Source organism: Rhizobium album (genome assembly GCF_003122325.1).
GTDB classification, from domain to species: Bacteria; Pseudomonadota; Alphaproteobacteria; order Rhizobiales; family Rhizobiaceae; genus Metarhizobium; species Metarhizobium album.
On record NZ_QFBC01000020.1, the window covers coordinates 115,502 to 136,634 of the forward strand.

The following is a 21,133-nucleotide window of genomic DNA, read 5'->3' on the forward strand; positions in this document are numbered from 1 at the left end:
GAGAAGGCGTGAACCAGCCACGATCGACGCGGAGCGGTGCAGTGATGCAACGGTGCCGGCGAGGTTTTCAGGCTTGCCCGGATATGGGCAGGCAGCCCCCTGTCTTCGCGCTCAGTGCCGCGCTTCGGACGATGCCTGGCTGGACGCGCTGTAAGGGGCGTCCTTGAAACCTTCCACGGCCTGCTGGCCCTTTTGCGTCAGCGACGCGACGGCTTCGCGGGCATTCTTCTTGCTTAATTCCACGAGGCCGCGACGCACGAGGGCAGATATTGTCCGGCGGTGCACGCAGGGGATCGGCGTCGGCCGCTGTCCCCAGAACTCCGGATGGCTCTTCGCATCGCGCAGATGTGCCCAGTAACCGGAAAACTGAACCAGTTCCCCCCTCGCCAAGATTTCCAGCGCTTCGATTTGCGCCTGCGACAGCGACGTCATGTTGCTCTCCCTTTTCGCGTAGAGCTAGAGTCGCGAACGGTTTCGTCAACCGTTCCGCACCATATCGTTCAATGCTGGCAAAAGCGGGAACAGAAATGCCGGATTGCGGTTACGTTGGCGATGAGGAGCAAACATGGCAAGATATTATTTCGACATTCACAATGGCTCGGGCCCGGTCACCGACAGCGAAGGATTGGAAGTAGAATCCGGGGCGCGGGTCGAAAGCGAGGTGGCCCGTATCCTGACAGATATCGCACGCGACGAATTCGTCGCCGTCGCCGATGGCGAAGTGGCGGTCGAGGTGAGAAACGAAGCCGGCACGGTGGTTTTTTGCGGCTCCCTCACCTTTCATGCAAAGTGGACAGGCATGGGCCAATAGACATGCCCCTGGGGAGACCAACGCCGCCTGTGCGCCGCACAGGGGCGTGCGTTGGCTGGGGCGCTACAGAACACGCAGCCCACCGGAACGGCAGGAAGCGGCCTATCTCGGCCGTCTTTCGTCAAGCCGTCGAAAAGGTCAGCGATAACGCGGCCTGCGCACGATATTCATCAGCAATTCCATCGCCGTGGCATACTCGCCGAACAAGATCCGCAAACGCTTCTCGTTTTCGAGATCGAGATTGTATTGTTGGCAAAAGTCCCGGATCGGCCAGACGTGGCGCAGCGTGGTGACGTCGATGACATTGGGATCGATGTTATACGACATGGTTTCCTCCCTGATCCATCGCATGGAACCAGCCAGGAGGGAAATAGTTCCCTCTCTGACAAAGATTCCTTGATCAGGTGTTTCGGAGCGGCGTGCGGCCCGGTCATTCCATCTGGGCGGCGGCGATCGCCACCCGGTTCCGGCCGGTGTTCTTCGCCTCGTAGAGAGCCCTGTCGGCGCGCGAAATGGTGAGATCGACCGCATGCTCGGAAGACAGGCGCATCGCCACGCCGAGACTCACGGTCACGGCAAGCGCGACGCCGCCGACCTCGAAAGGTGTGGCATAGATGGTGCGACGAATGCGTTCCGCCATCTCCACGACCGTCTTCGCATCGTCGTAACGCAGCAGTACGGCGAACTCTTCGCCGCCGACGCGGGCGAAAAGATCGTCGCGGCCAATCACGCTGCGGCAACGACGGGTGAACTCCTCGAGCACCAGGTCACCGGTCCCATGGCCGAAAGCGTCGTTGATCTGCTTGAAATGGTCGATATCGAGCATCAGGATGGCGTGAGGCGCATTGGCCTGCGCGGCGTCAAAGCGCTTTTCCGCCTCCTGGAAGAAGCGGCGCCGGGTCATGGCGCCCGTCAGCGAGTCGGTATCCGCCAGACGCTGGAGTTCCCGCGCATAGGCGCGTTCGCTTGTGACGTCGAGGAAGAGGTTGATGTTGAAGTTGCCGATCGTGCGGTGGCGGAACTGGATCGTCCGTGTCGAGCCGTCCTTGGCGGTCACCTCCAGGTCGAACGGCGTCATTTCGCGGTTCTCCGCCCGGGCGGCTGCAATCGAGCTTTCCCACTTCTCCCGGGCAAAGCGGCGGTAGTGGGGATCGGGATAAGCCAGCCTCCACCAATCCTCCGGCGTCGGCAAATCGCTTTGCTCATACCCGAACAGTTCGACGCATTGCGCATTGGAAAACTGGATCTCGTCGTCGAGATTGCCGATCTCGAAACCGAAGGGAAGCCAGTTGAGCAGCGAGATCAGGTTTTCCTGCCAGCTTGCCAATGCCACCGTACCACCGACGGGTGCATCGCTGATGGTAAAGAGCCGCAACGCCTCGCCTTCGACGACGACGGTCGTCAGCCGCATCAGCAGGGACCGCTGCTCGGCCTTGACGACCGCATTCAGGATGAAGGGTTCGCCAGGCGTCCCGACGGGGGCGTTGCTCCAGATGTGATCCGTGAACTGGGCGCACTCCTCGCCGAGCAGGTCGGCCATCGGCCGGTTCGCCAGAGCCTCGACTGGCAGCCCGAAAAAAGACGCCGCGCTCTGGTTGCCGAAACGCACCGTTCGTTCGTAACGGTCGACGACGAGAACCGGGGCGCCGATGCAATTGGTCCAGAAATCGAGTGTTTCACGCGTCTGGCCGAAGCTATCCGCCTCGTCCGCCGGCCGCATCCTGATATCGGACCGACGTCCGGCATTGTTCGAATGGCTCATCCCAAAATCATCCCGATGCCCAGGAGCGGACAATTCAAGCGAGACATGGTCATTCGTCCCCGGCAACCAGGCGGAACACCTCCCGTTTACCGTTTGTTTTGCGCCCTTGGCCCAACTCGACTTTTCGAGAATAAACGATGGTTCTCACCAAACAGTATATTCATTCCATCGCATTGTCATGCGCTTGCCGCTCGGGCGGGAAATACCGAGAACCCGGACGCACGGGCGGCGCATCGCCGGGTTGGACAAGGGAAAAAACTGCAGGCCGCCGTCACGCCCTGCCGTCACCTGCCGCTTCCTCGGTTCGCCGCTTCAAGGTCGTCAGCAGCCGGAACGTGACGATGACCGCGACACCGGAAATAGCGGTCGCAGCGAAGAACAGCACGGGATAGCCGAGTACATCGGCAATCATGCCTGCCATCATCGAACCGAGGAGATAGATGATGATCTGGGCGCAGGACAGAATGGTGAAATCGGTACCCGGCTGGTCCTTCGAGGCGACGGCCATGAAAAGGCTGTAGAGCGCGACGATCTCCATGTAGCGGATCAGCGTCTGGAACCCGGCCGCGCCGAGCAACACCCACAGCCCCGAAAGCTGGCCGGCGGCATGCAGGCTGAACAGCAGGAAACACAAGGTCCGCAAACCGCCGAGCAGCAGCAGCGTACCGCTGGCGCCGGTGCGCAGCACCAGTATCGCCGCAATCGCCGAACCGGCGATCCCGGCCGTTGCCGCCGAAATGCCGCTGAGGTAACCGATCGACGACAGCGGCAGACCGGCATCGACGAGGTAGGAACCCTCCATCGACTTCACCAGGCCTTCGCTGGCCCGGTAGATCAGCGCAACGGTCAGTGCGGTCACCGCCTCGGGCCGCTTGACGAAGGCCTTGAGCGACGGGCGCTTTGCGGGCTGGAAGACGGCGGTGTCGGCATCTTCCGGCATGAAGGCGATCGCCACCAGCGGCAACGTCGAGATGGCGGCTATGGTGAGGATCATCGGCTGCCAGCCGATCCATTCGTAGAGCACCAGCGAGAAGGTGCCGCCGACGATGACGCTTGCCGCCACCGCGCCGCCCTGGATGGCGTTGCCGACGGCGCGGTCTTTCTCCCTAAGCGCCAGCGTCGCGTAACCGTCCGTGGCGATGTCCTGCGTCGAGGTCAGGATGGCGATGACCAGGCCGATCAGGAAGATCGCCATGACATTGTTCGGCTCGACGAAGATCAGCGCGACGATCGCCAGCACGGTGCCGAACTGCGTCGGCAGGATCCAGCTGCGGCGGTGGCCGATCGACATCAGCTTGATGCGGTCGACCAGCGGCGCCCAGAGAAATTTTATCGTCAGCGGGATCATCAGCACCGCCAGCATGCCGATCGCCGTTCGCGAGACGCCGAGTTCACGCATGATCGGCGGGATCGCTGCCACCAGCAGGTATCCCGGAATGCCCTGCGCCAGGTAAAGTCCGGCCAGCACGGCGAAAAGCCGCATCCGGCCTGCGGAGAAACGACCGGCCGCGGTCGGCTGATGCAGGTCGGCAGTGCTCATGGGCGCTTTCCGGAAGCAGGGAGATGACCGGTTGCAAACCGCATCGCCTCGTCGCTGTCGCTGGTGACGTGCACGGGGATGTTCCAGAGGCGGGAGAAGGATTGCTGCGACCGTGGATTGGGCGTTTCGCGCACCAGCGCCACTGCAAGGCAATGGGCCGAAATCTGCGTGCGCGTTCGTTTGGCCCACGCCGCCTGGCGCAGTTCGCCTTCGCGCGACAGATGCACATGACCGGAGATATCGACCACCATGGCGTAAGGTCTTTCGATCTCGCCGATGCGGTCGAGGGCGGCAAGATAGCTTTCCTCGTCCGTTTCGGCATAGGGGGGACAGAGGTGGAGATGGATGATACCATCTCCCCGGATCGAAAAACTGATCATCAGAAGGTGATCTTGTAGCTCAGCGATACGGTGCGTCCCTCGCCGTTGACGACATTGTTGCGCGTCGCGCTGGCGGTCGGATTCATGTAGTCGCGGTCGAAGAGATTTTCGATGCCGAAGCTCAGCTCGCCCTCGCCGACCTTCTTGCTCGCCATGACGTTGACCAGCGCCGCACCCTCGATTTCCGGAACGGTGGTGATCTTGTCGCGGCCGCTGAAGAACACCACTTCGCCGCGCAGGTTCAGGCCGTTTTCGAAGACGTAGGTGCCGTAGACCATGCCGCGGAACGGCGTGGCTATACGGTTGTTCGGCAGCCAGCTGTCGATGTCGCCGTCCCGATCGGCGTCGTAACGGCCCTCCTGGTAGGAGAGCACCGTTCCGACCGTGAAACTGTCAGTCGCCTGCCACCAGCCGGTCGCTTCCAGACCCCAGATCCTTTCCTTCTGCTGCGACACGCGGTTGGAGGCGACATCGTAGTTGACGCCGTCATCCGAGGTCGAGACGAAGGCCGACAGCGATCCGCCGAAATCCGTCCAGCCGCCGCGCATGCCGATTTCGTAATTATTGACCACCTGCGGATCGGGCGCGATCGAGGCATAGCTGACCGTGTAGTCCGGCGCCCCCGCACCCGGGCAGGCCAGCGCGCCGTAGGCATCGCACAGTTCCGCCGAGGAGTTGGCGCCGGCGCGGCGGGTGAAGCCGCCGATGTCGGTCAGCGAAAAGCCCTGGGAGAAGCCGGCAAAGGCCTGCAGTTCCGGCGTCAGGTCGAAGGTGCCGCCGAGGTTGAAGGTCCAGTTGTCGTATTCGAAGGAACCGCCGAGCACGTCGATCGCCGGATAGGGCCGGTTGATGTAGTAGATGGCCGGCCGGTTGAAATCCGCGACGTTCAGGAAGAAGCGTTCGTAGCGCACGCCGCCCTGGATCTCCAGCCGGTCGGTGACCGGCGCCTGCAATTGCGCGAACGCGGCGACGGAGTTCTGCCGCATCGGGCTGATGATGTCCCAGCCGTTCTGGATCTTCTGCGTCGTCTCGTCATGCAGGAAGTCGAGGCCCCAGGTCAGCACCATGTCTTGCCAGATCGAGTCGAGCGGCGTGGCGACAGTGGCGTTGATGCCGGTGCGCTTGCTGTAGAGCGTGCCCTGGGCGTAATCGGCCTGCGGATTGCGCGGATCGCCGGAGTAATAGACCTGGTTGTTGACGGCGGTGTCGAAGCGGGTGAAGGGGAAACGCTTCTCCATGTCGTTGTGGAACGCCTTGACCTCCAGGTCGCCGAGCGCGAAAGCCGAATCGCTGTAGCGGGCGGTGAAATATTTCGAGTCTTCGGTCACCGGCCTGCCCGTGTAGGGGCTGGTGAAATCGGGAACCGCCGGGTTGGCGAGGAAATTGGTGAACCAGTCGGGGTCCTGGCTCATCTTCACCAGTTCACCGGAAATCTCGAAGCGGCGGCTTTCGTCCTCGAAGCCGAGGCGGGCATACAGATTGCCGAAATCGGTGCGGTCGCCGCCGCCCTGCCCCAGCATGGCATCCGAAGGCAGCTCGCGGCCGTCGCCGTCATAGGTGCGGCGCACCTTGCGGCCGCTGGCGGAGAACAGGTAGTCGAAATTGCCGAGCTTCTGGGTGGCCGAGATGGAAACTTCGGGTGCCGCCGATTTGCCCAGGCTCTCGGTGAACGCGCGCACCTTGGTTTCGACGGTCACTGACGGCTTGTCCGTGGCATCCTTGCGGGTGATGAAATTGATCGTGCCGCCCGTTGCACCCGAGCCGTAGAGGCTGCTGGCGCCGTTGACGACCTCGATGCGCTCGACCTTGGCGAGATCCACCAGCGACAAAACGCGCGAAACGTCGCGCAGCGGCGTATTGCGCGCCACGCCGTCGACCAGCACGAGGACGCCGCGACCGCGGAACGTCTCGGATGCGCCGGATAGCGTCTGGTTGGATACGGAGAAGCCCGGAACGAGCTTGGAAACCAGCGCCGAGGCGTTGGCGGCCAGCTTCTTCTGCTGTTCCAGCTCTTCACCCTCGATGACCATGACCGAGCCGGGAATGCTTGATACCGGACGGCTGGTGCGGGTGGCGGTGGTGATCACCAGCGGCTTCAGCTCCGTGGCCTCGCCTTCCGTCGCCTGGTCCTGGGCAAAAACGGGCATCGCAAACAGCGGCATCAGGGCGAGGCAGGTTCCGGCAAGCAAGGCGGCGTGGCGCATCGAGATCTCTCCATTCGACTTGAGGCTGCGGAAAACCTCGCCTGCGAAAGGCAGGCCTCTGGTTTGCGACGTCCAAGTCGGTTAAACATGTCTATACCAGTCAGGTTTACCCAAGCGATGCCCTGGCGACTTGGTCGGAGACGAAAGCCACCACGCCTGTAGCGAACTTGCCGGAAAGCAGGCACCGGCGTTGCATTTTTGACACATACTTAACGATACCTTTCATGACCGAAATGATCAGCCCTCAACACCTCGACACCGCCGGCCTTGCCGAACGTGAAAGCCGTTCGTTGACAAGGACGATGCTGTCTTCGGTCATCGGGCCCGTGGAGATCGATGCGGCGGCGCTGGCCGGCAGCCGCGGTATCCAGTGCGCCTTGCCGCAACTTGCCGTCATGACGGCGTTTTTCGCCCCTGCTCCGTTGCGAATCACCGGTTCCGGCCGGGCGAATAGCGGGCGTGCGCTGATGGTGCGCAGCATGGAAGGCCCGCTTGCCGTGCAGCAGGGCAATCGCATGGTCGAGGCCGATGTCGGCGATTTCCTGTTCGTTTCCGGCGAGGAGCCGTTCGAATGGTCGCTGCCTTCGGGCGGACGCCTCGATTGCGGCAGCCTGCCGCTGGCGTCCTTCCGCCTGCCGCCGCCGCAATTGCAGCGCATCCTGCTGCGGCCGGTGCCGAAAAACTTTCCGCCGCTGCAATTGCTGATCACCTACGGCGCCTACCTTTTGATGCGCGGCCCGCACGGCCCGCGCGAAGCGGAGATGGCGAACGTGCATTTCCACGAAATCCTGCCGCTGGTGCTGGCCTATCTCGATGCCGATGCGAGCGTGCCGGGCAGCGACCGGATGCAGGGCGTCAAGGCCTACATCGATGCGCATCTTTCCGATCCAGATCTCGATGTTTCCACGCTGGCCGGCCTCAACGGTGTCACGCCGCGCTCCATCCAAAAACTCTTCCAGCAGGAAGGCACGACGTTTTCCCGCTATCTGCTGGAGCGGCGCCTGGCCATGGCACAACAGATGATCGGCCGCAGCGGCGAAGACCGCCCGATCAGCGCCATTGCCTATGAGGTGGGGTTCGGTGACCTCTCCTATTTCAACAAGGCCTTCCGCCGCCAGTTCGGCCAGGCGCCGTCCGAACTGCGCAAGGGGGCGCGGCGGTAGGAGCGGCTATTGCTGCCGGCGACGGAGATTACGCCGGATGCTGCTGCACGCTCAGCCCGCCGTCGATGGTCAGGCAGGTGGCGTTCATGAACGGGCATTCGTCGGAAATCATGAAGACCGCGGCGAGCGCGATTTCTTCCGGCGTGGCGATGCGGCCACCGGGATGCAGGCGCATGGTTTCCGCCTTCGCCGCCATCGGATCTTCAAAACTGTTCCAGTAATCGATCACCTTCTGCGTCGCGACATAACCCGGCGCCAGAGCGTTCACGCGGATATTCTTGCCCGCATATTCCAGGCCGAGCGACTTGGTGAGCCCCAGCAGCGCATGTTTTGCCAGCGGATACGGAAAGGTGTGCGGAATGATGGTGAAGGCATGCGTCGAGGCGATGTTGAGGATGACGCCGCCACCCTGGTCGATCAACCCGGGAAGCACCGCCTTGCAGCAGTTCCACGCACCCTTCAAATTGATGTCGAAGCAGCGCTGCCATTCCTCGTCGGTGGTCCGGAGCGGTTCGGCGAAGACGTTGACGCCGGCATTGTTGACGAGCGCATTCAGCATGCCGATCTCACGGTCGGCCTGCTGCACCGCGGCGCGCATGGCGAGCGGGTCGGCGATGTCGCCGGCCATGAAGCCGAGCGTCGCGCCCCTTTCCCGCAGCCGCTGCGCCGCCTGCTGCAACAGGACACGGTCGAGATCGACGAGGAAAAGATGCGCGCCCTCGCGGGAAAACGCTTCGGCCATGGCGAAGCCGATGCCCTGCGCCGCACCGGTGATCAGGATACGTTTGCCGTTCAGCCGCTCGGCCATGGTCTTCTCCCCAAGCTTTCGTTGACCTTTAGCCCCGCCGGCCGACGGCAGTGGAGCGCAGGTTGTCGAGCAGGACGGCGATCAGCAGGATCAGGCCGCGCACGACATATTGATAGAAGGCCTGGATATTGAGCAGGTTCATGACGTTTTCGGCAATGCCCATGATCAGCACGCCGACGATGACGCCCGTCATCGCCGCCCGGCCACCGGCAAGCGACACACCACCCAGAACGCAGGCGGAGATGACGGACAGCTCCAGTCCCGTAGCGGCATTCGGCTGACCTGAGGTAATCCGCGAGGCGAGCAGCACGCCGGCGATGGCGCAGACGAGGCCCTGCAGCGCGAAGATCCAGATGCGCATGGTGATGACGTTGACGCCGGCGAGCCGCGAGGCTTCCGGATTGCCGCCGATCGCCAGCGTGTTCTTGCCGAACACCGTGCGGTTCAGCACGAAGCCGAACACGATGAACAGGGCCGCCATGATCCAGATCGGCGTCGGGACGCCGAAAAATTTCGACAGAGCGAGCTGGTAGAAGGCCGGATCGTTGATGCCGACGGCGCGGCCGTCCGAGGCGATCAGCGCAAGACCGCGGACGATCTGCATGGTCGCCAGCGTGGTGATCAGCGCATTGATGCGGAAACGGGCGATGACGACGCCGTTGACCAGGCCGACCACGCCGCCGCAGACGAGCGCGGCCAGCAGGCCGAGGATGATCGAGCCGGTGGCGTTCGACGCCATCACCGCGACCATGCCGGAAAAGGCGACCGTCGAGCCGACCGACAGGTCGAAATCCCGCGAGGCCAGGCAGAACATCATGGTGCAGGCGACGATGCCGATGGTGACCACCGATTGCAGCAGGCCGAGCATGTTGCGCTCGGTCAGGAAGTTCGGAACGGTCAGCGACACGATGACGAAGGCGAGCGCAAAGATGACGACCAGGCCTTGTTCGCCGAGGAGAAGTTTTTTCAGAGAGGACATCGTCGAAACACCTTTGTCAGGATTGGGCGGCGGCAACGGGGGACGTATCGGGCAGAGCAGCCGCCAGGATGCGGCGCTCGTCGAACTCGGTACGCGGGATATCGGCAGCAACCCGGCCCTGGCACATGACCATGATCCGGTCGGTGATGCCCATGACTTCGGGAAGCTCGCTCGATATGACCACGATCGCCATGCCGCCGGCGGCGAGGTCGTAGAGGATTTCGTAGATTTCGGACTTGGCGCCGACATCGATGCCGCGTGTCGGCTCGTCGATGATCAGCAGCTTGACGCCCTGTTCCGACAGCCACCGGCCGAGGATGACCTTCTGCTGGTTGCCGCCGGAGAGGTTGATGATGTCCTGCTTGCGCGACGGCGTGCGCACCTTCAGCCTGGCGATGAAGGTATCGGCGAGATCCGCCTCCTTGCGGGGGCTGAGGATGCCGAAGGGCGAAAAATGCCGACGCGAGGAAATCGCGATGTTTTCTTCGATCGAGCGCCCCTGCACGATGCCGTCATGCTTGCGGTCTTCCGGGCAGAGCACCATGCCCGAGCGGATCGACTGCGGCGGGCTGTCGGGCGCCACCTTGACGCCGTCCACCTCGACCGTGCCGCTTCGCCGGCTGTCGGCGCCGTAGACCAGCCGGGTCATCTCGCTGCGCCCTGCCCCGATCAGGCCGAAAAAACCGAGGATTTCGCCGGCGCGCACGTCGAAGCTGATCGGCACCGGCAGTTTCGAGCCCGAGAGGTCGCGCACCTTGAGGCGCACGGCGCCGGCTTCGCGCGGTTTGTAGCCCCAGATGTTGCTGATTTCGCGCCCGACCATCTCGGAGATGATCTGATCGCGCGTCACCTGGCCGATATCGGGATGATGGGCAGCCAGCTTGCCGTCCCGCAGCACCGTGAGGCTATCGCAGAGCCGGAAGATCTCGTCGAGGCGGTGCGAGACATAGAGGATGATCGTGCCCTTCGCCTTGAGTTTGGCGATGAGGGCAAAGAGAATTTCGCTTTCGCGCGACGACAGCGACGAGGTCGGTTCGTCGAGCGCGATGACGCGGGCGTCCAGCATAACCGCCTTGGCGATCTCCACCATCTGACGCTCGCCGATGGACAGCTGGCCGACCTTGGTGGACGGATCGACATCGATGCCGATCTCGGCAAGCTTCTGCCGCACCGTTTCGATCAGGGTCCGGCTGTTGATGACGCCGCCCTTGCCCGGAAAGCGGCCGAGCCAGAGGTTTTCGGCCACCGACAGTTCGGGAACGAGCTGCAGTTCCTGATGGATGACGATGACGCCCGCCTGAAACGCGTCACGAACCGAACAATAATGCTGCGGCTGGCCGTCGATGCGGATCTCGCCGGCATCGGCGGACTGGTCGCCCGAAAGCAGGCGGATCAGCGTCGACTTGCCTGCGCCATTTTCGCCCATCAGCCCGTGCACGGCGCCCTTGCGCACCGAGAAAGAAATGTCCGAAAGCGCCTGAACCCCGGGATATCCCTTGGAGATCCCGTTGAATTGAAGAAAATCCGTCATGATCTGATCCGTCCGGCCAATCGCCGTCCGGCGACTCGCTGGCGAGCCGCCGGACCATTCGCATCCTGGGAGGATGTTATTCGATGCCGAGGTCCTTGCGAACCGCCTGGTAGTCGTCGCGCAGTGCGAGCTGGCCGGCGGTCAGGATCAGCTTTTCCGGCTCCTTGCCGTTGGCGATCCACTCGTACATGTTGAGCGCGGTTTCATACCCATGGCGCTTCGGCGAGATGATCACCGTGCCGAAGAAACCGGTTGCAGTCGGCTTCTTGAACTCGTTGATCGCCGAGTCCGCACCGCCGATGCCGACGCCGACGACGTTTTCAGCGGCGATGCCGACGCTTTCGGTCGCGCGCACGGCGCCGAGCACGGCTTCGTCGTTCAGGCCGACGGCAACCCACTGCTTGATGCCGGCATTCTTGTTAAGAACCGTGGTCGAGGCGTTGAGGGCGGCTTCCGTATCGGTCTTCGCCTGCGGCGCGTCGAAGATGTTGGCAGCGGCGAAACCATTGGCCTTCAGCACCGAGAGCGCGCCTTCGACACGATCGACTGCGGTCGGAAGCTGGTCGTAGGACACGCGGATAACGCCGACTTCGGCCGGATTCCAGCCGCGCTTCTTGACCTCGTCGGAGATCGCCTGGCCGACGGCCTCGCCGATCTTGGTGGCCGAGATGCCCATGTGCGGCACGTCTTCGAGCGGATTGCCGTCGGCGCCGACCAGGCGATCGTCAACGGTCATCAGCTTCAGCTGGTTGGCTTCCGCCTTGGCAACGATGCCGGGGCCGAGCTTGACGTCCGGCGTGCAGATGATGAAGCCCTGGGCGCCCTGGGCACCGAGGTTGTCGATGGCGGACTGGACCTTCTCGCCGTCTTCTGCGCCGATCTTCACCAGCGTGAAGCCTTTTTCCTGGGCGGCGACTTCAGCGAACTTCCACTCGTCCTGGAACCACGGCTCTTCCGGCTGCTTGACGACGAAGCCGATCTTCACATCGGCGGCAAAGGCCGACGTTGCGGCGATGACGGCAACGGTACCCGCCAGGATGGCGGCTTTGAAAAAGCGCATTGTCTCTCTCCCTAATTGGACTGCTCCCTTGCAGTGCTTAACGGATAAGATAAATCATCATACCAGTCAATTGCCTGTGTATGATGATTGATGTATTCATGTCATATGATTGTGGAGGGACAGGGTCGCCGGCTGTCGCCTTGGATCGGTTTTTGGGATAACGATCGCAGTGACCGGCATGCGGTGCTTGGATCGGGGATGGAGAAACGAAGGGTGGAACCAGGAGTGAACTTGCGGGAGATCGCCGGCACGGAGAAACCGGCAAAGCGGCCCCGCGTGCAAAAGAACATCACCGCCGCGATCGCGCTGGAAATCTGCGAGGAAGTCTTTCCCGGCGGCAGTCCCCTGCCGCGCGAAAACGACCTGTGCGAACGCTACGGCGTCAGCCGCACGGTCATTCGCGAATCTCTGAAAGTACTCGAATCGAAGGGCATGGTGCGCGGCCGGCCGCGGATCGGCACCATCGTCACCGACAAGGACGACTGGAACATCCTCGACCAGCAGGTGCTGGAGTGGATCGGCCCGCGCATCATGGACTTCAACCTGCTCGGCTGCATCCTCGAAGCCCGCCGCGCCATCGAACCCTTCGCCGCCGAACTTGCCGCCGAGCGGGCGACGGCACAGGAGATCGCCGACCTCGAACGCGCCTGGCAGCAGATGCGCGACGTGGAAGGCGATATCAACGATTTTACCGAGGCCGACGTCGCCTTTCATACGACGCTGCTGAAGGCCAGCCACAACCAGGTCTTCCGCCAGCTTTCGGCCATCATCCATGCCGCGCTGAAATTCTCGCTGCATGCTTCCAACGAAGCCGTGGAGAAACGCGACGAGGCGATCGACGTGCATCGCCAGCTCGTCGAGGCCCTGCGGCTTCGCGACAAGGCAGCGGCGCGTGACTGTTCCAGCCGCATGCTCGATCTCGCCGCCCGCGATCTCGCCGCGGCTCTCAAGCACCATCGGGAAGCGCAAGGCTCGGCGGTCTGACCGCGGCCCGCTCCCCGTTTCAATGACGTCCAGAGAAAGCCTGACCCCATGAAAATCACCAAGCTGACCACCTATGTCGTCCCGCCGCGCTGGCTTTTCCTCAAGATCGAGACGGATGAAGGCGTCACCGGCTGGGGCGAACCGGTTGTCGAAGGCCGGGCGCTGACCACCGAGGCGGCGGTGCACGAGCTTTCCGACTACCTGATCGGCAAGAACCCGATGCTGATCGAGGACCACTGGCAGGTGATGTATCGCGGCGGCTTCTACCGCGGCGGCGCCATCCACATGTCGGCCATATCCGGTATCGACCAGGCGCTCTGGGACATCAAGGGCAAGGCACTCGGCCAGCCGATCCATGCGCTGCTCGGCGGCCAGGTGCGCGACAAGATCAAGGTCTATTCCTGGATCGGCGGCGACCGCCCCTCCGACGTCGCCAACAATGCCCGCGAGGTCGTCGCCCGCGGCTTCAAGGCGATCAAGCTCAACGGCTGCGAAGAAATGCAGATCGTCGATACCAACGAGAAGGTGGAGAAGGCGGTCGAGACCATCGCCATCATCCGCGAGGCGATCGGCCCGCATATCGGCATCGGCGTCGATTTCCACGGCCGCGTCCACAAGCCGATGGCCAAGGTTCTTGCCAAGGAACTGGAACCCTACAAACTGATGTTCATCGAAGAGCCGGTGCTTTCGGAAAACTACGAAGCCTTGAAGGAGATCGCCAACCATTGCTCGACACCGATCGCGCTCGGCGAACGGCTGTTCTCGCGCTGGGATTTCAAGCGAATCCTGTCAGAGGGTTACGTCGATATCCTGCAGCCGGATCTGAGCCATGCCGGCGGCATCACCGAATGCCGCAAGATCGCCACCATGGCGGAAGCCTACGACGTGGCGCTTGCACCGCATTGCCCGCTGGGTCCGATTGCGCTGGCCGCCTGCCTGCAGGTGGACGCCGTGTCCTACAATGCCTTCATCCAGGAACAGAGCCTCGGCATCCACTACAACAAGGGCAACGACATCCTCGACTACATCTCCAACAAGGAGGTATTCCAGTATGCCGACGGTTTCGTGTCGATCCCGCAGGGTCCCGGCCTCGGCGTCGAGGTGGACGAAGCCTATGTCATCGAACGCGCCAAGGAAGGCCATCGCTGGCGCAATCCGATCTGGCGCCATGCCGACGGCAGCGTCGCGGAGTGGTGATAACGATCGCCGCCGCGTGAAAAATCGCGCGGCGGCGCAACCAAGCGGGACGCCATCCGTTATAGTGTCGATACGCCATCACAGGGGCCATCGGCGATGCGTCATTTCATCCGCGTTCTGTTTTCACTTTTCGCCTTGTTTTCCCTTACCTTTCCCGCCGCTGCCCAGGAATTCCGGCTGGAAGATTTTTTCGTCGGGCGAACGGCCGTCAACGGCAGAATTTCCGGCCTCGGCAGCGGCGAGCGCCGCTTCAGCGGCAGCATGAACGGACAATGGTCGAACCAGGCCCTGCTGCTGCGCGAAAATTATGTCTACGAGGATGGCGAGCGCCGGCAGGGCATCTGGCGGATCAGCAAAGTCGAGCCGGGCCACTATATCGCCACCTGCACCTGCATCAACGGCAAGGCAATGATCCGCGTCAAGGGCGACACGGCCCGCTTCACCTATGATGTCGATATCGGCGAAAAGGTCGTGCGCGCCCGCGACCGCATGACCCGCATGCCCGACGGCACGGTGCTCATTACCTCCCGCATGGGACGATATCTTTTCCCTGTCGCCCGTCGCGATACGGTCTTCGACAAACGGCCATAGGGCAGGATGCGTTACAGCATGATCACATCGACCCCGGCGGCAAGCTCCTGCCGCGCCAGGTCGACGACGCTTTTCTGGTGCGTGAAGAGAATCGTCTGGAAGGTGCCGCTCGTCGCCGCCAGCGCCTTGAGGCCGGACACCGTCCGCTCGTCGTCGAACGTCTGGAAGATGTCGTCGACGATCAGCGGCGCCGGTTCGTTGCGGCTGGCATAATCCTCCAGGAACGCCAGGCGAAGGGCCAGGAACAGCTGGTCGCCGGTGCCTTCGCTCAATCCGTCCAGAGGCACCTTTTCACCGCCGGCGCGCTCGGCCAAGAGATGCAGTTCGTCCTTCTCGTCATAGTCCTGTACCAGCCGCGAAAAGCGCCCGCCGGTCAGCACGGAGAAATGCGCGCCGGCACGCTGCATGACCGGATCGGCATGGCGTTCGCGATAACGGTCCATTGAATGCGCCAGCAGGCCGGCGGCCAGTTTCAGCACCACCCACTGGCGGGCCAGATCCTTCGCTTCGGTTTCCGCCGACAGCTTTTCGAAGACAGCATATTCGGCGCTGACGCCGGTCTCCAGCGCCTCGCGCTCCTTGCGATTCTGCGCCTGGCGGGCAACGAGTTCGCCGTGGCGTTCGAACTGGCCGTTTTCGGCCTCGGTCAGCGTCTCGATATCCAGTTCCGCCTTGATCCGGTCGAAACTATCCAGAGCCGCACGGACATCGGCTTCGCTGCGCCCTTCGGCCTGCGCCAGAAACCGCGAACGGCATTCGCGCAGGCGTTCCGCCAGCCGGGCGCGGTCCTTCAGGCGGCCGAGCGCCGTTTCGGGATCGGCCTGTTCCGGCAGGCGATGCGCAAGTGCCGCAAGGCGCGCCTCGCCTGCCGAGAAGGCTTCGCGGGCACGCTCGCGGCGAAGCTCCGCATCCGCCAGGGCGCGACCGAGGATCTTGCGCTTCTGGGAGGCGTTGCGGGCGGCGATGGCCATTTCGTGCAGGGTTTCGATCGCCAGATCGGCGCCGACATGTTCCAGCGACGGATCGACGGAAACGGCAATTGCCGCCACCTTTTCTTCGTAGTCCCTTATATCGCGCCGCATGCCGGCAACCCGGCGGCGGCGGTTTTCCCGTTCCAGCAGTGTTTCCGGCAGCGATTTCCACGCATCCAGCGCAGCGACCGCCATATCGATGGCCGCATGCCCTGCCATAGCCGCACTCTCGGCCGCAAGACCGATGGTCGGTGCCGCGGCAGCAAAGGCCGTTTGCCATGCCTGTATTATCCCAGCGACATCGGCGGCCTGCACCGTCAGCCGCTCCAGGCGCTGGCGGGCAGCATTGCGTTCGCCCTCGCGTGTGCGGCTCTGTGCCCAGCGCTCGGAAAGCCCGTCGAGATGCCGGCCGATCGCCTGTGACAGCGCCCCCAACGGCAGGTGGGCCACGTCGATGCCGAGGGCGTCGGCAATTGCGTTCAGCACCGGTCTGATGCGACCCTGTTTCAGTTCGATGGCGGCAAGCTGGTCCCGCATCGGATCGATGGCGGCGCGCTCCTTCGCCAGGCCATCCACCGCCCGGCGCCACTCGATGGCGGCGGCGGGGTCGAAAAACACCAGTTCGTGGGTCGCCAGCCCGGACGCCTCGATGAGGCCGGAAAAATCCTGCTCCGCCCGCGCCAGATCATCCTCGGCCGTGGCATGGCGCTGCCGCGCCTCGACGAGCCGCTGTTCGGCCCGGTCCCGGCGCAGCCGGTTTTCCGCATGGCGCGACAGGCGGTCGGCATGGGTCAGCGCCGTGTCGGCCAGTTGATCGGCATGGGCGACAAGACCGCCCAGAAGCGTCAACTCGTCTGCCGACGGCAAACGCCCCTCACCCAATGCACCAAGCCGGCCATCGCGCCGTTCGCGGGCGGCAGCGATTTCTTCGCGCGTCACCACGGGGCCATCCCGCTCCGCCTCGCGCAGCCGTTCGGCGATCTCGGCAACCTCCGCAGCAAGCGCGGTAACCTTTTCCGCCGCGCCATTCCGGGCGAGTGTGGCCTGCTCTATGGCCACCCGCCGTGCCGTCAGGGCCGCGACGTCGGGCAGCGGCATCGCCAGGATCGCGGCAAGATCACGGACCGGCGGGCGCAGTCGCAAGGCGGCGGCGCGCAGGTTTTCCTCTGCCCGCTCCGCCTGGACCAGCAGGGCATCACCGCGGGCAATGTCGGAAAGGTCCGCAGTCAGGGCCGCCAGCTGATCGATATAAGGTTTCGGATCGACCAGCCGACCGCCGTCACCCTGCGCGTCCAGAGCGGCCAGACGGTCGCCCTCTTCTGTTTGCTGCCGCTGCAGGTCGGCGCGGCTCCGCAGCAATTCCTGCCCCTCCTCGACAAGCCGACGCATGCGCACGAGGTCGGCGTCGGAAGGCTGGCGCTTTTCCAGTTCGGCAGCGCTCTCCAGTCCGAGGCGGCGGGCAAGCTGGGTCAGCGTCGCATCGTAGGTGGCGACTTCGCGGTCGATCGCCGGCAGGTCCCGCCGGGCCTTGGCATAGGCGCCGGTTTCGGCAAACAGGGTGGTGATGTCCGCTGCCGCCGCAAGAGCGGCCGGCTCGACATGGACCTGGCTTATCTCGTCGCCGAGACGTTGCGTGTCCTCCTCCGCCTTGCGCACTTCGCCGGCAAGGGACGCATGCGCGTGCAGCGCTTCGGCAAGATCGGCGGCAAAATCCGCCGGCAGGCCGGCAAGATCGTCGAAGGCGGCCAGTTCCTGCAATTCGCCGTCGATGTCGATGACCAGCGGCTGCAGCTTTTTCAGCGCCCGCAGGCGCTCCAGCTCGGTCTTGGTCTTCCGGCGTTCGGATTGCAGCGCGGCAATCTCGCTTTCCAGCTGTTCGGCCTCGGCCACCAGCCGCTTCCAGTCGGTGGATTTCAGTTCGTTTTCCTTCTCGGCGCGCCGGGCCTGGTCGTGGCGGTCGGTCGCCTGGTAAAAGCTGTGATCCTGTTTCTTTCGCGGGCCGAAGATGCCGCCGGCCTCACCCTCCAGCGACTGCCGAAGCCTCGTCAGGCCCAGCAGGCCGGAGGCAGCGGAAAACAGGAGGTTGCCGATCTCGCCGCCGCTCTGCAGCATGGCCTGGCCCCCGTCGCGCAGATCTTCTGTGTCGAGGCCGAAGGCCCGCTTGAAGATCTCACGATTAAGAGTGCCGAGAAACGGCACCAACGCATCCTCCCGCAACAGGCTTTCCCGCTCATCGTTTGACAGCAGGGCATTTTTTGCCCGCCGCCTGCGAAAATCGATGGTAGCTCCGTCGCGTGAAACGAGTTTTGCCCCAATCCGCAACTGCTGAGCATCGTGGAGGAAAGTGTAGGGTGGCGGGCTTCCAGGCATCGCCCGCGGAAAACCGAACAGCAGGTCGCCGATTGCCGACAAGGCCGAGGATTTCCCCGCCTCGTTCGGCCCGTAGACGACATGCAGGCCGGCGCCGGGCCGAAAGGCCAGCGAACGGTCGGTCAGCGCGCCGTAGCGCAGGATGTCGAGGCGCTCGAACCGCATCTCAGAGCCCTCCGCCGCCGGCACGCGCTTTCAGAAGCGCGCGCGCCTCGGCCAGAAGCTCGGCCGCCGACGCGTCGAGCGGCAAGTCGGCCGCAGCCGAACCGCCCGGCAGCTTGGCGGTGATATCGTTGATCAGCGCCTCGGCCGCGGCCAGCAATTCCGGCGGTGTTTCGTCTTCGGGCAGCAGTTCCTCAAGATCGAGCATGCCGTGATCGGCAGCCGCGACCGTCTTTGGCAGGTCCAGGCGCAGTTCCAGCTTCTCCAGCCATATCTCCTCGTGGCCGCGATGGCAGGCGGCCTGCACCTCGTCGCGAACATCCTGGCGGCGGGCCAGCAGCTCGCCCTGCATCAGGCTTTCGCCGGACAGACGGACGCGCAGCGCCAGCGGCTTGCCGTCCATCCCGGCGACGATCGGTTCGACAGAGAGTTCGATACGACGCAGGATGGCGGCGAGATTATCCTCGGCGGCAACGGTGACATCCAGCTCGGCAAACCGCGCTTCGTCGACGATGATCCGCTCGTGGACGATGCGGCCGTCCTCGACGCTCACCAGCACCGCCCCCTTGGCGCCGCGCTCGCGAATACTCCTGCCCTGCAGGTTACCGGGGAAGATGACGAGCGGATCTGTCGCCACCACCTCGTAATCGTGCACGTGGCCGAGCGCCCAGTAATCGTAGCCGCGCGAGCGGAGATCGTCCACCGAACAGGGCGCGTAGGGCGCATGCGGCTCGCGGCCGGTGAGCGAGGTATGCAAGATGCCGATGTTGAACCAGCCGGCAACCGGCTGCGGATAGGCCAGGGCCAGATTGTCGTTGGCGGAGCGGTGGGCAAATCCCTGGCCATGCAGGGCAACCTTCAACGCCTCGATGCGAAACGTCTGCGGCTTGGCGGTGGAGAATTCGTGGACGTTGCGCGGCAGGGTGATCGTCTTCGTGATAACGCTTTCGGCGTCGTGGTTGCCACGCAGCAGGTAGACGGGGATGCCGGCGCGCTCCAGCCGCGCCATCTCGCGGTTGAAGAACAGGCCGATCTTGTTGTCCTTCCAGTCGCCGTCATAGACATCGCCGGCGATGAGGAAAAAATCGACCTTTTCGTCGATTGCCCGCGTCACCAGGGCGGAAAAGGCTTTGCGGCTTGCCTCGACGAACAGGGCGGCGATCTCGGCATCCTTCAGCGCCAGCCCCTGAAACGGGCTGCCGAGGTGCAGGTCTGCGGCGTGGATAAAACGGAAAGACGTCATCAGCTCTCATGCGGACAATCGGAGGCTTTCCATTTAGGAAATAATGCCGCCGAAAGATATGGGGAAGAGCGGCTATCCTGTGGGATTTTCGCGCCGGCCGTGCGATAGCTGCCGCGAGAAATTCCGTGCGGCACGTCTCATGGCGAACGCCGCAACGGCTTGGAAATCCGCACACAAGGGAGAGAGTGATGAGACAGCACGCATTCGGCCGCATGCCCTTCACGGTCAGCGACATCGGTTTCGGCGCATGGCAGATCGGCGGCGCCTGGGGCGACGTCAGCGAGGCGGACGGCCGCGCCGCGCTCCATGCAGCCCTCGATGCCGGCATGACCTTCATCGACACCGCCGACGTCTATGGTGACGGCCGCTCCGAAAAGATCATCGCCGACGTTCTGAAAGAGCGTGGTGGCGCGCGGCCGATGGTCGCTACCAAGGCCGGTCGCCGGCTCGCCCCGCATGTCGCCGACGGTTACACCAAGGCCAATCTCGAAGCCTTCATCGACCGCAGCCTGAAGAACCTCGCCGTCGACAGCCTCGATCTGGTGCAGCTGCATTGCCCGCCGACCGAGGTCCTCTATCGCCAGGAAGTTTTTGCCGGGCTCGACGAATTGCAGAAGGCCGGCAAGATCAAAGGTTACGGCGTCAGCGTCGAAAAGGCCGAAGAAGCCTTGAAGGCGATCGAGTTTCCGGGCGTCGTCAGCATCCAGATCATCTACAACATCTTCCGCCAGCGCCCGGCCGATCTGTTCTTCAAGGAAGCGAAACGCAAGAACGTCGCGGTGATTGCCCGCGTGCCGCTGGCAAGTGGCCTGCTCTCGGGCAAGATCAGCCGCGATACGGCGTTCGCCAGCGACGACCATCGCAACTTCAACCGTAACGGCGAGGCCTTCGATGTCGGCGAGACCTTTGCCGGCGTGCCTTTCGAGGTCGGCCTGCAGGCGGTGGAAGAGGTGCGCGCGCTGGTGCCGGCCGGCACTGGCATGGCCGCTTTTGCCCTGAAGTGGATCCTGACCAACGAAGCCGTGACGGTCGTCATCCCGGGGGCGCGAAATGCCGAGCAGGCAAAGGCGAATGCGGCGGCAAGCGACCTTGCGCCGATCTCGGCCGACGTGATGGCTGCCGCCAAGGACATCTACGCACGGCTGATCGCGCCGCATGTGCATCATCGCTGGTAGGAGCGGAGCGCATAACCCGCGCCCTCACCCGCGAAAACCATAAGCCAAAAACAAAACAGGCCCGGCGCTCCAAACGCCGGGCCTCAGACTGCTGACAAACCCCTGGCCTTGACTGGGGGTTTATGATTCACTGGGACATGTTGAAGAAACCCGCTCCCGAACAGACGGCCCTCGAGATGGTGACGCTCGATGGGTTGGTGCC

The 21,133-nt window shown here is 63.5% G+C and carries 18 protein-coding genes; 6 read left to right on the forward strand and 12 right to left on the reverse strand.

What is annotated here, in order from left to right:
• Positions 1-111: 111 nt before the first annotated feature.
• Positions 112-432 (reverse strand): hypothetical protein, encoded by a 321-nt coding sequence (locus DEM27_RS29210; RefSeq protein WP_109461771.1) that lies wholly within the window; start codon positions 430-432, stop codon positions 112-114.
• A gap of 133 nt (positions 433-565) precedes the next feature.
• Between DEM27_RS29210 and DEM27_RS29215 the strand changes: the two genes are divergently transcribed.
• Positions 566-811, forward strand: coding sequence for a DUF6894 family protein (locus DEM27_RS29215; protein ID WP_109461772.1), 246 nt, complete (start codon positions 566-568; stop codon positions 809-811).
• A gap of 138 nt (positions 812-949) precedes the next feature.
• Here DEM27_RS29215 and DEM27_RS29220 read toward each other — a convergent pair whose 3' ends face one another.
• From DEM27_RS29220 to DEM27_RS29240, 5 genes are all read right to left on the reverse strand, one after another.
• On the reverse strand, positions 950-1,138 hold the full coding sequence (locus DEM27_RS29220) for a hypothetical protein (RefSeq protein WP_109461773.1): 189 nt from the start codon (positions 1,136-1,138) through the stop codon (positions 950-952).
• A gap of 103 nt (positions 1,139-1,241) precedes the next feature.
• Positions 1,242-2,573: a sensor domain-containing diguanylate cyclase gene (locus tag DEM27_RS29225; protein ID WP_109461774.1), complete on the reverse strand. Its 1,332-nt coding sequence runs from the start codon at positions 2,571-2,573 to the stop codon at positions 1,242-1,244.
• A 271-nt stretch (positions 2,574-2,844) separates the two neighbouring features.
• A complete protein-coding gene (locus DEM27_RS29230; RefSeq protein WP_109461775.1) occupies positions 2,845-4,113 on the reverse strand; it encodes a RhtX/FptX family siderophore transporter in 1,269 nt (422 codons plus the stop codon).
• The gene (locus DEM27_RS29235) at positions 4,110-4,493 is read right to left on the reverse strand and encodes a hypothetical protein (protein WP_109461776.1); all 384 of its coding nucleotides are present in this window, start codon (positions 4,491-4,493) and stop codon (positions 4,110-4,112) included. The genes DEM27_RS29230 and DEM27_RS29235 overlap by 4 nt, the downstream gene beginning before the upstream one ends.
• Positions 4,493-6,697, reverse strand: coding sequence for a TonB-dependent receptor (locus DEM27_RS29240; RefSeq protein ID WP_109461777.1), 2,205 nt, complete (start codon positions 6,695-6,697; stop codon positions 4,493-4,495). Before DEM27_RS29240 ends, DEM27_RS29235 begins: the two co-directional genes overlap by 1 nt.
• A gap of 224 nt (positions 6,698-6,921) precedes the next feature.
• Between DEM27_RS29240 and DEM27_RS29245 the strand changes: the two genes are divergently transcribed.
• On the forward strand, positions 6,922-7,860 hold the full coding sequence (locus DEM27_RS29245) for a helix-turn-helix transcriptional regulator (RefSeq protein WP_109461778.1): 939 nt from the start codon (positions 6,922-6,924) through the stop codon (positions 7,858-7,860).
• A 28-nt stretch (positions 7,861-7,888) separates the two neighbouring features.
• Here the strand turns inward: DEM27_RS29245 and DEM27_RS29250 are convergent, their stop codons facing one another.
• The 4 genes from DEM27_RS29250 to DEM27_RS29265 form a co-directional block, all read right to left on the reverse strand.
• Positions 7,889-8,668 carry an SDR family oxidoreductase gene (locus tag DEM27_RS29250; RefSeq protein ID WP_109461779.1) on the reverse strand — a complete coding sequence of 260 codons (780 nt, stop codon included), beginning with the start codon at positions 8,666-8,668 and terminating at the stop codon, positions 7,889-7,891.
• A gap of 28 nt (positions 8,669-8,696) precedes the next feature.
• Positions 8,697-9,647, reverse strand: a complete 951-nt coding sequence (gene araH / locus DEM27_RS29255) for an L-arabinose ABC transporter permease AraH (protein ID WP_109461780.1) — start codon at positions 9,645-9,647, stop codon at positions 8,697-8,699.
• 16 nt (positions 9,648-9,663) lie between these two features.
• On the reverse strand, positions 9,664-11,178 hold the full coding sequence (araG, locus tag DEM27_RS29260) for an L-arabinose ABC transporter ATP-binding protein AraG (RefSeq protein WP_109461781.1): 1,515 nt from the start codon (positions 11,176-11,178) through the stop codon (positions 9,664-9,666).
• 76 nt (positions 11,179-11,254) lie between these two features.
• Positions 11,255-12,238, reverse strand: a complete 984-nt coding sequence (locus tag DEM27_RS29265; RefSeq protein WP_109461782.1) for an arabinose ABC transporter substrate-binding protein — start codon at positions 12,236-12,238, stop codon at positions 11,255-11,257.
• 198 nt (positions 12,239-12,436) lie between these two features.
• Between DEM27_RS29265 and DEM27_RS29270 the strand changes: the two genes are divergently transcribed.
• The 3 genes from DEM27_RS29270 to DEM27_RS29280 all read left to right on the forward strand — a co-directional run bounded on the left by DEM27_RS29270 (position 12,437) and on the right by DEM27_RS29280 (position 15,010).
• A complete protein-coding gene (locus DEM27_RS29270) occupies positions 12,437-13,222 on the forward strand; it encodes a FadR/GntR family transcriptional regulator (RefSeq protein WP_109461783.1) in 786 nt (261 codons plus the stop codon).
• A gap of 48 nt (positions 13,223-13,270) precedes the next feature.
• The gene (gene dgoD / locus DEM27_RS29275; RefSeq protein WP_109461784.1) at positions 13,271-14,419 is read left to right on the forward strand and encodes a galactonate dehydratase; all 1,149 of its coding nucleotides are present in this window, start codon (positions 13,271-13,273) and stop codon (positions 14,417-14,419) included.
• A 96-nt stretch (positions 14,420-14,515) separates the two neighbouring features.
• Positions 14,516-15,010: a DUF3833 family protein gene (locus DEM27_RS29280; RefSeq protein ID WP_109461785.1), complete on the forward strand. Its 495-nt coding sequence runs from the start codon at positions 14,516-14,518 to the stop codon at positions 15,008-15,010.
• A gap of 11 nt (positions 15,011-15,021) precedes the next feature.
• Here the strand turns inward: DEM27_RS29280 and DEM27_RS29285 are convergent, their stop codons facing one another.
• Positions 15,022-18,516 (reverse strand): ATP-binding protein, encoded by a 3,495-nt coding sequence (locus DEM27_RS29285; RefSeq protein WP_109461786.1) that lies wholly within the window; start codon positions 18,514-18,516, stop codon positions 15,022-15,024.
• A 1-nt stretch (position 18,517) separates the two neighbouring features.
• Positions 18,518-19,756: a metallophosphoesterase family protein gene (locus DEM27_RS29290; protein WP_109461787.1), complete on the reverse strand. Its 1,239-nt coding sequence runs from the start codon at positions 19,754-19,756 to the stop codon at positions 18,518-18,520.
• A gap of 188 nt (positions 19,757-19,944) precedes the next feature.
• On the opposite strand from DEM27_RS29290, the gene DEM27_RS29295 reads away from it, so the two are divergent.
• Positions 19,945-20,931 (forward strand): aldo/keto reductase, encoded by a 987-nt coding sequence (locus tag DEM27_RS29295; protein WP_109461788.1) that lies wholly within the window; start codon positions 19,945-19,947, stop codon positions 20,929-20,931.
• Positions 20,932-21,133 lie beyond the last annotated feature (202 nt).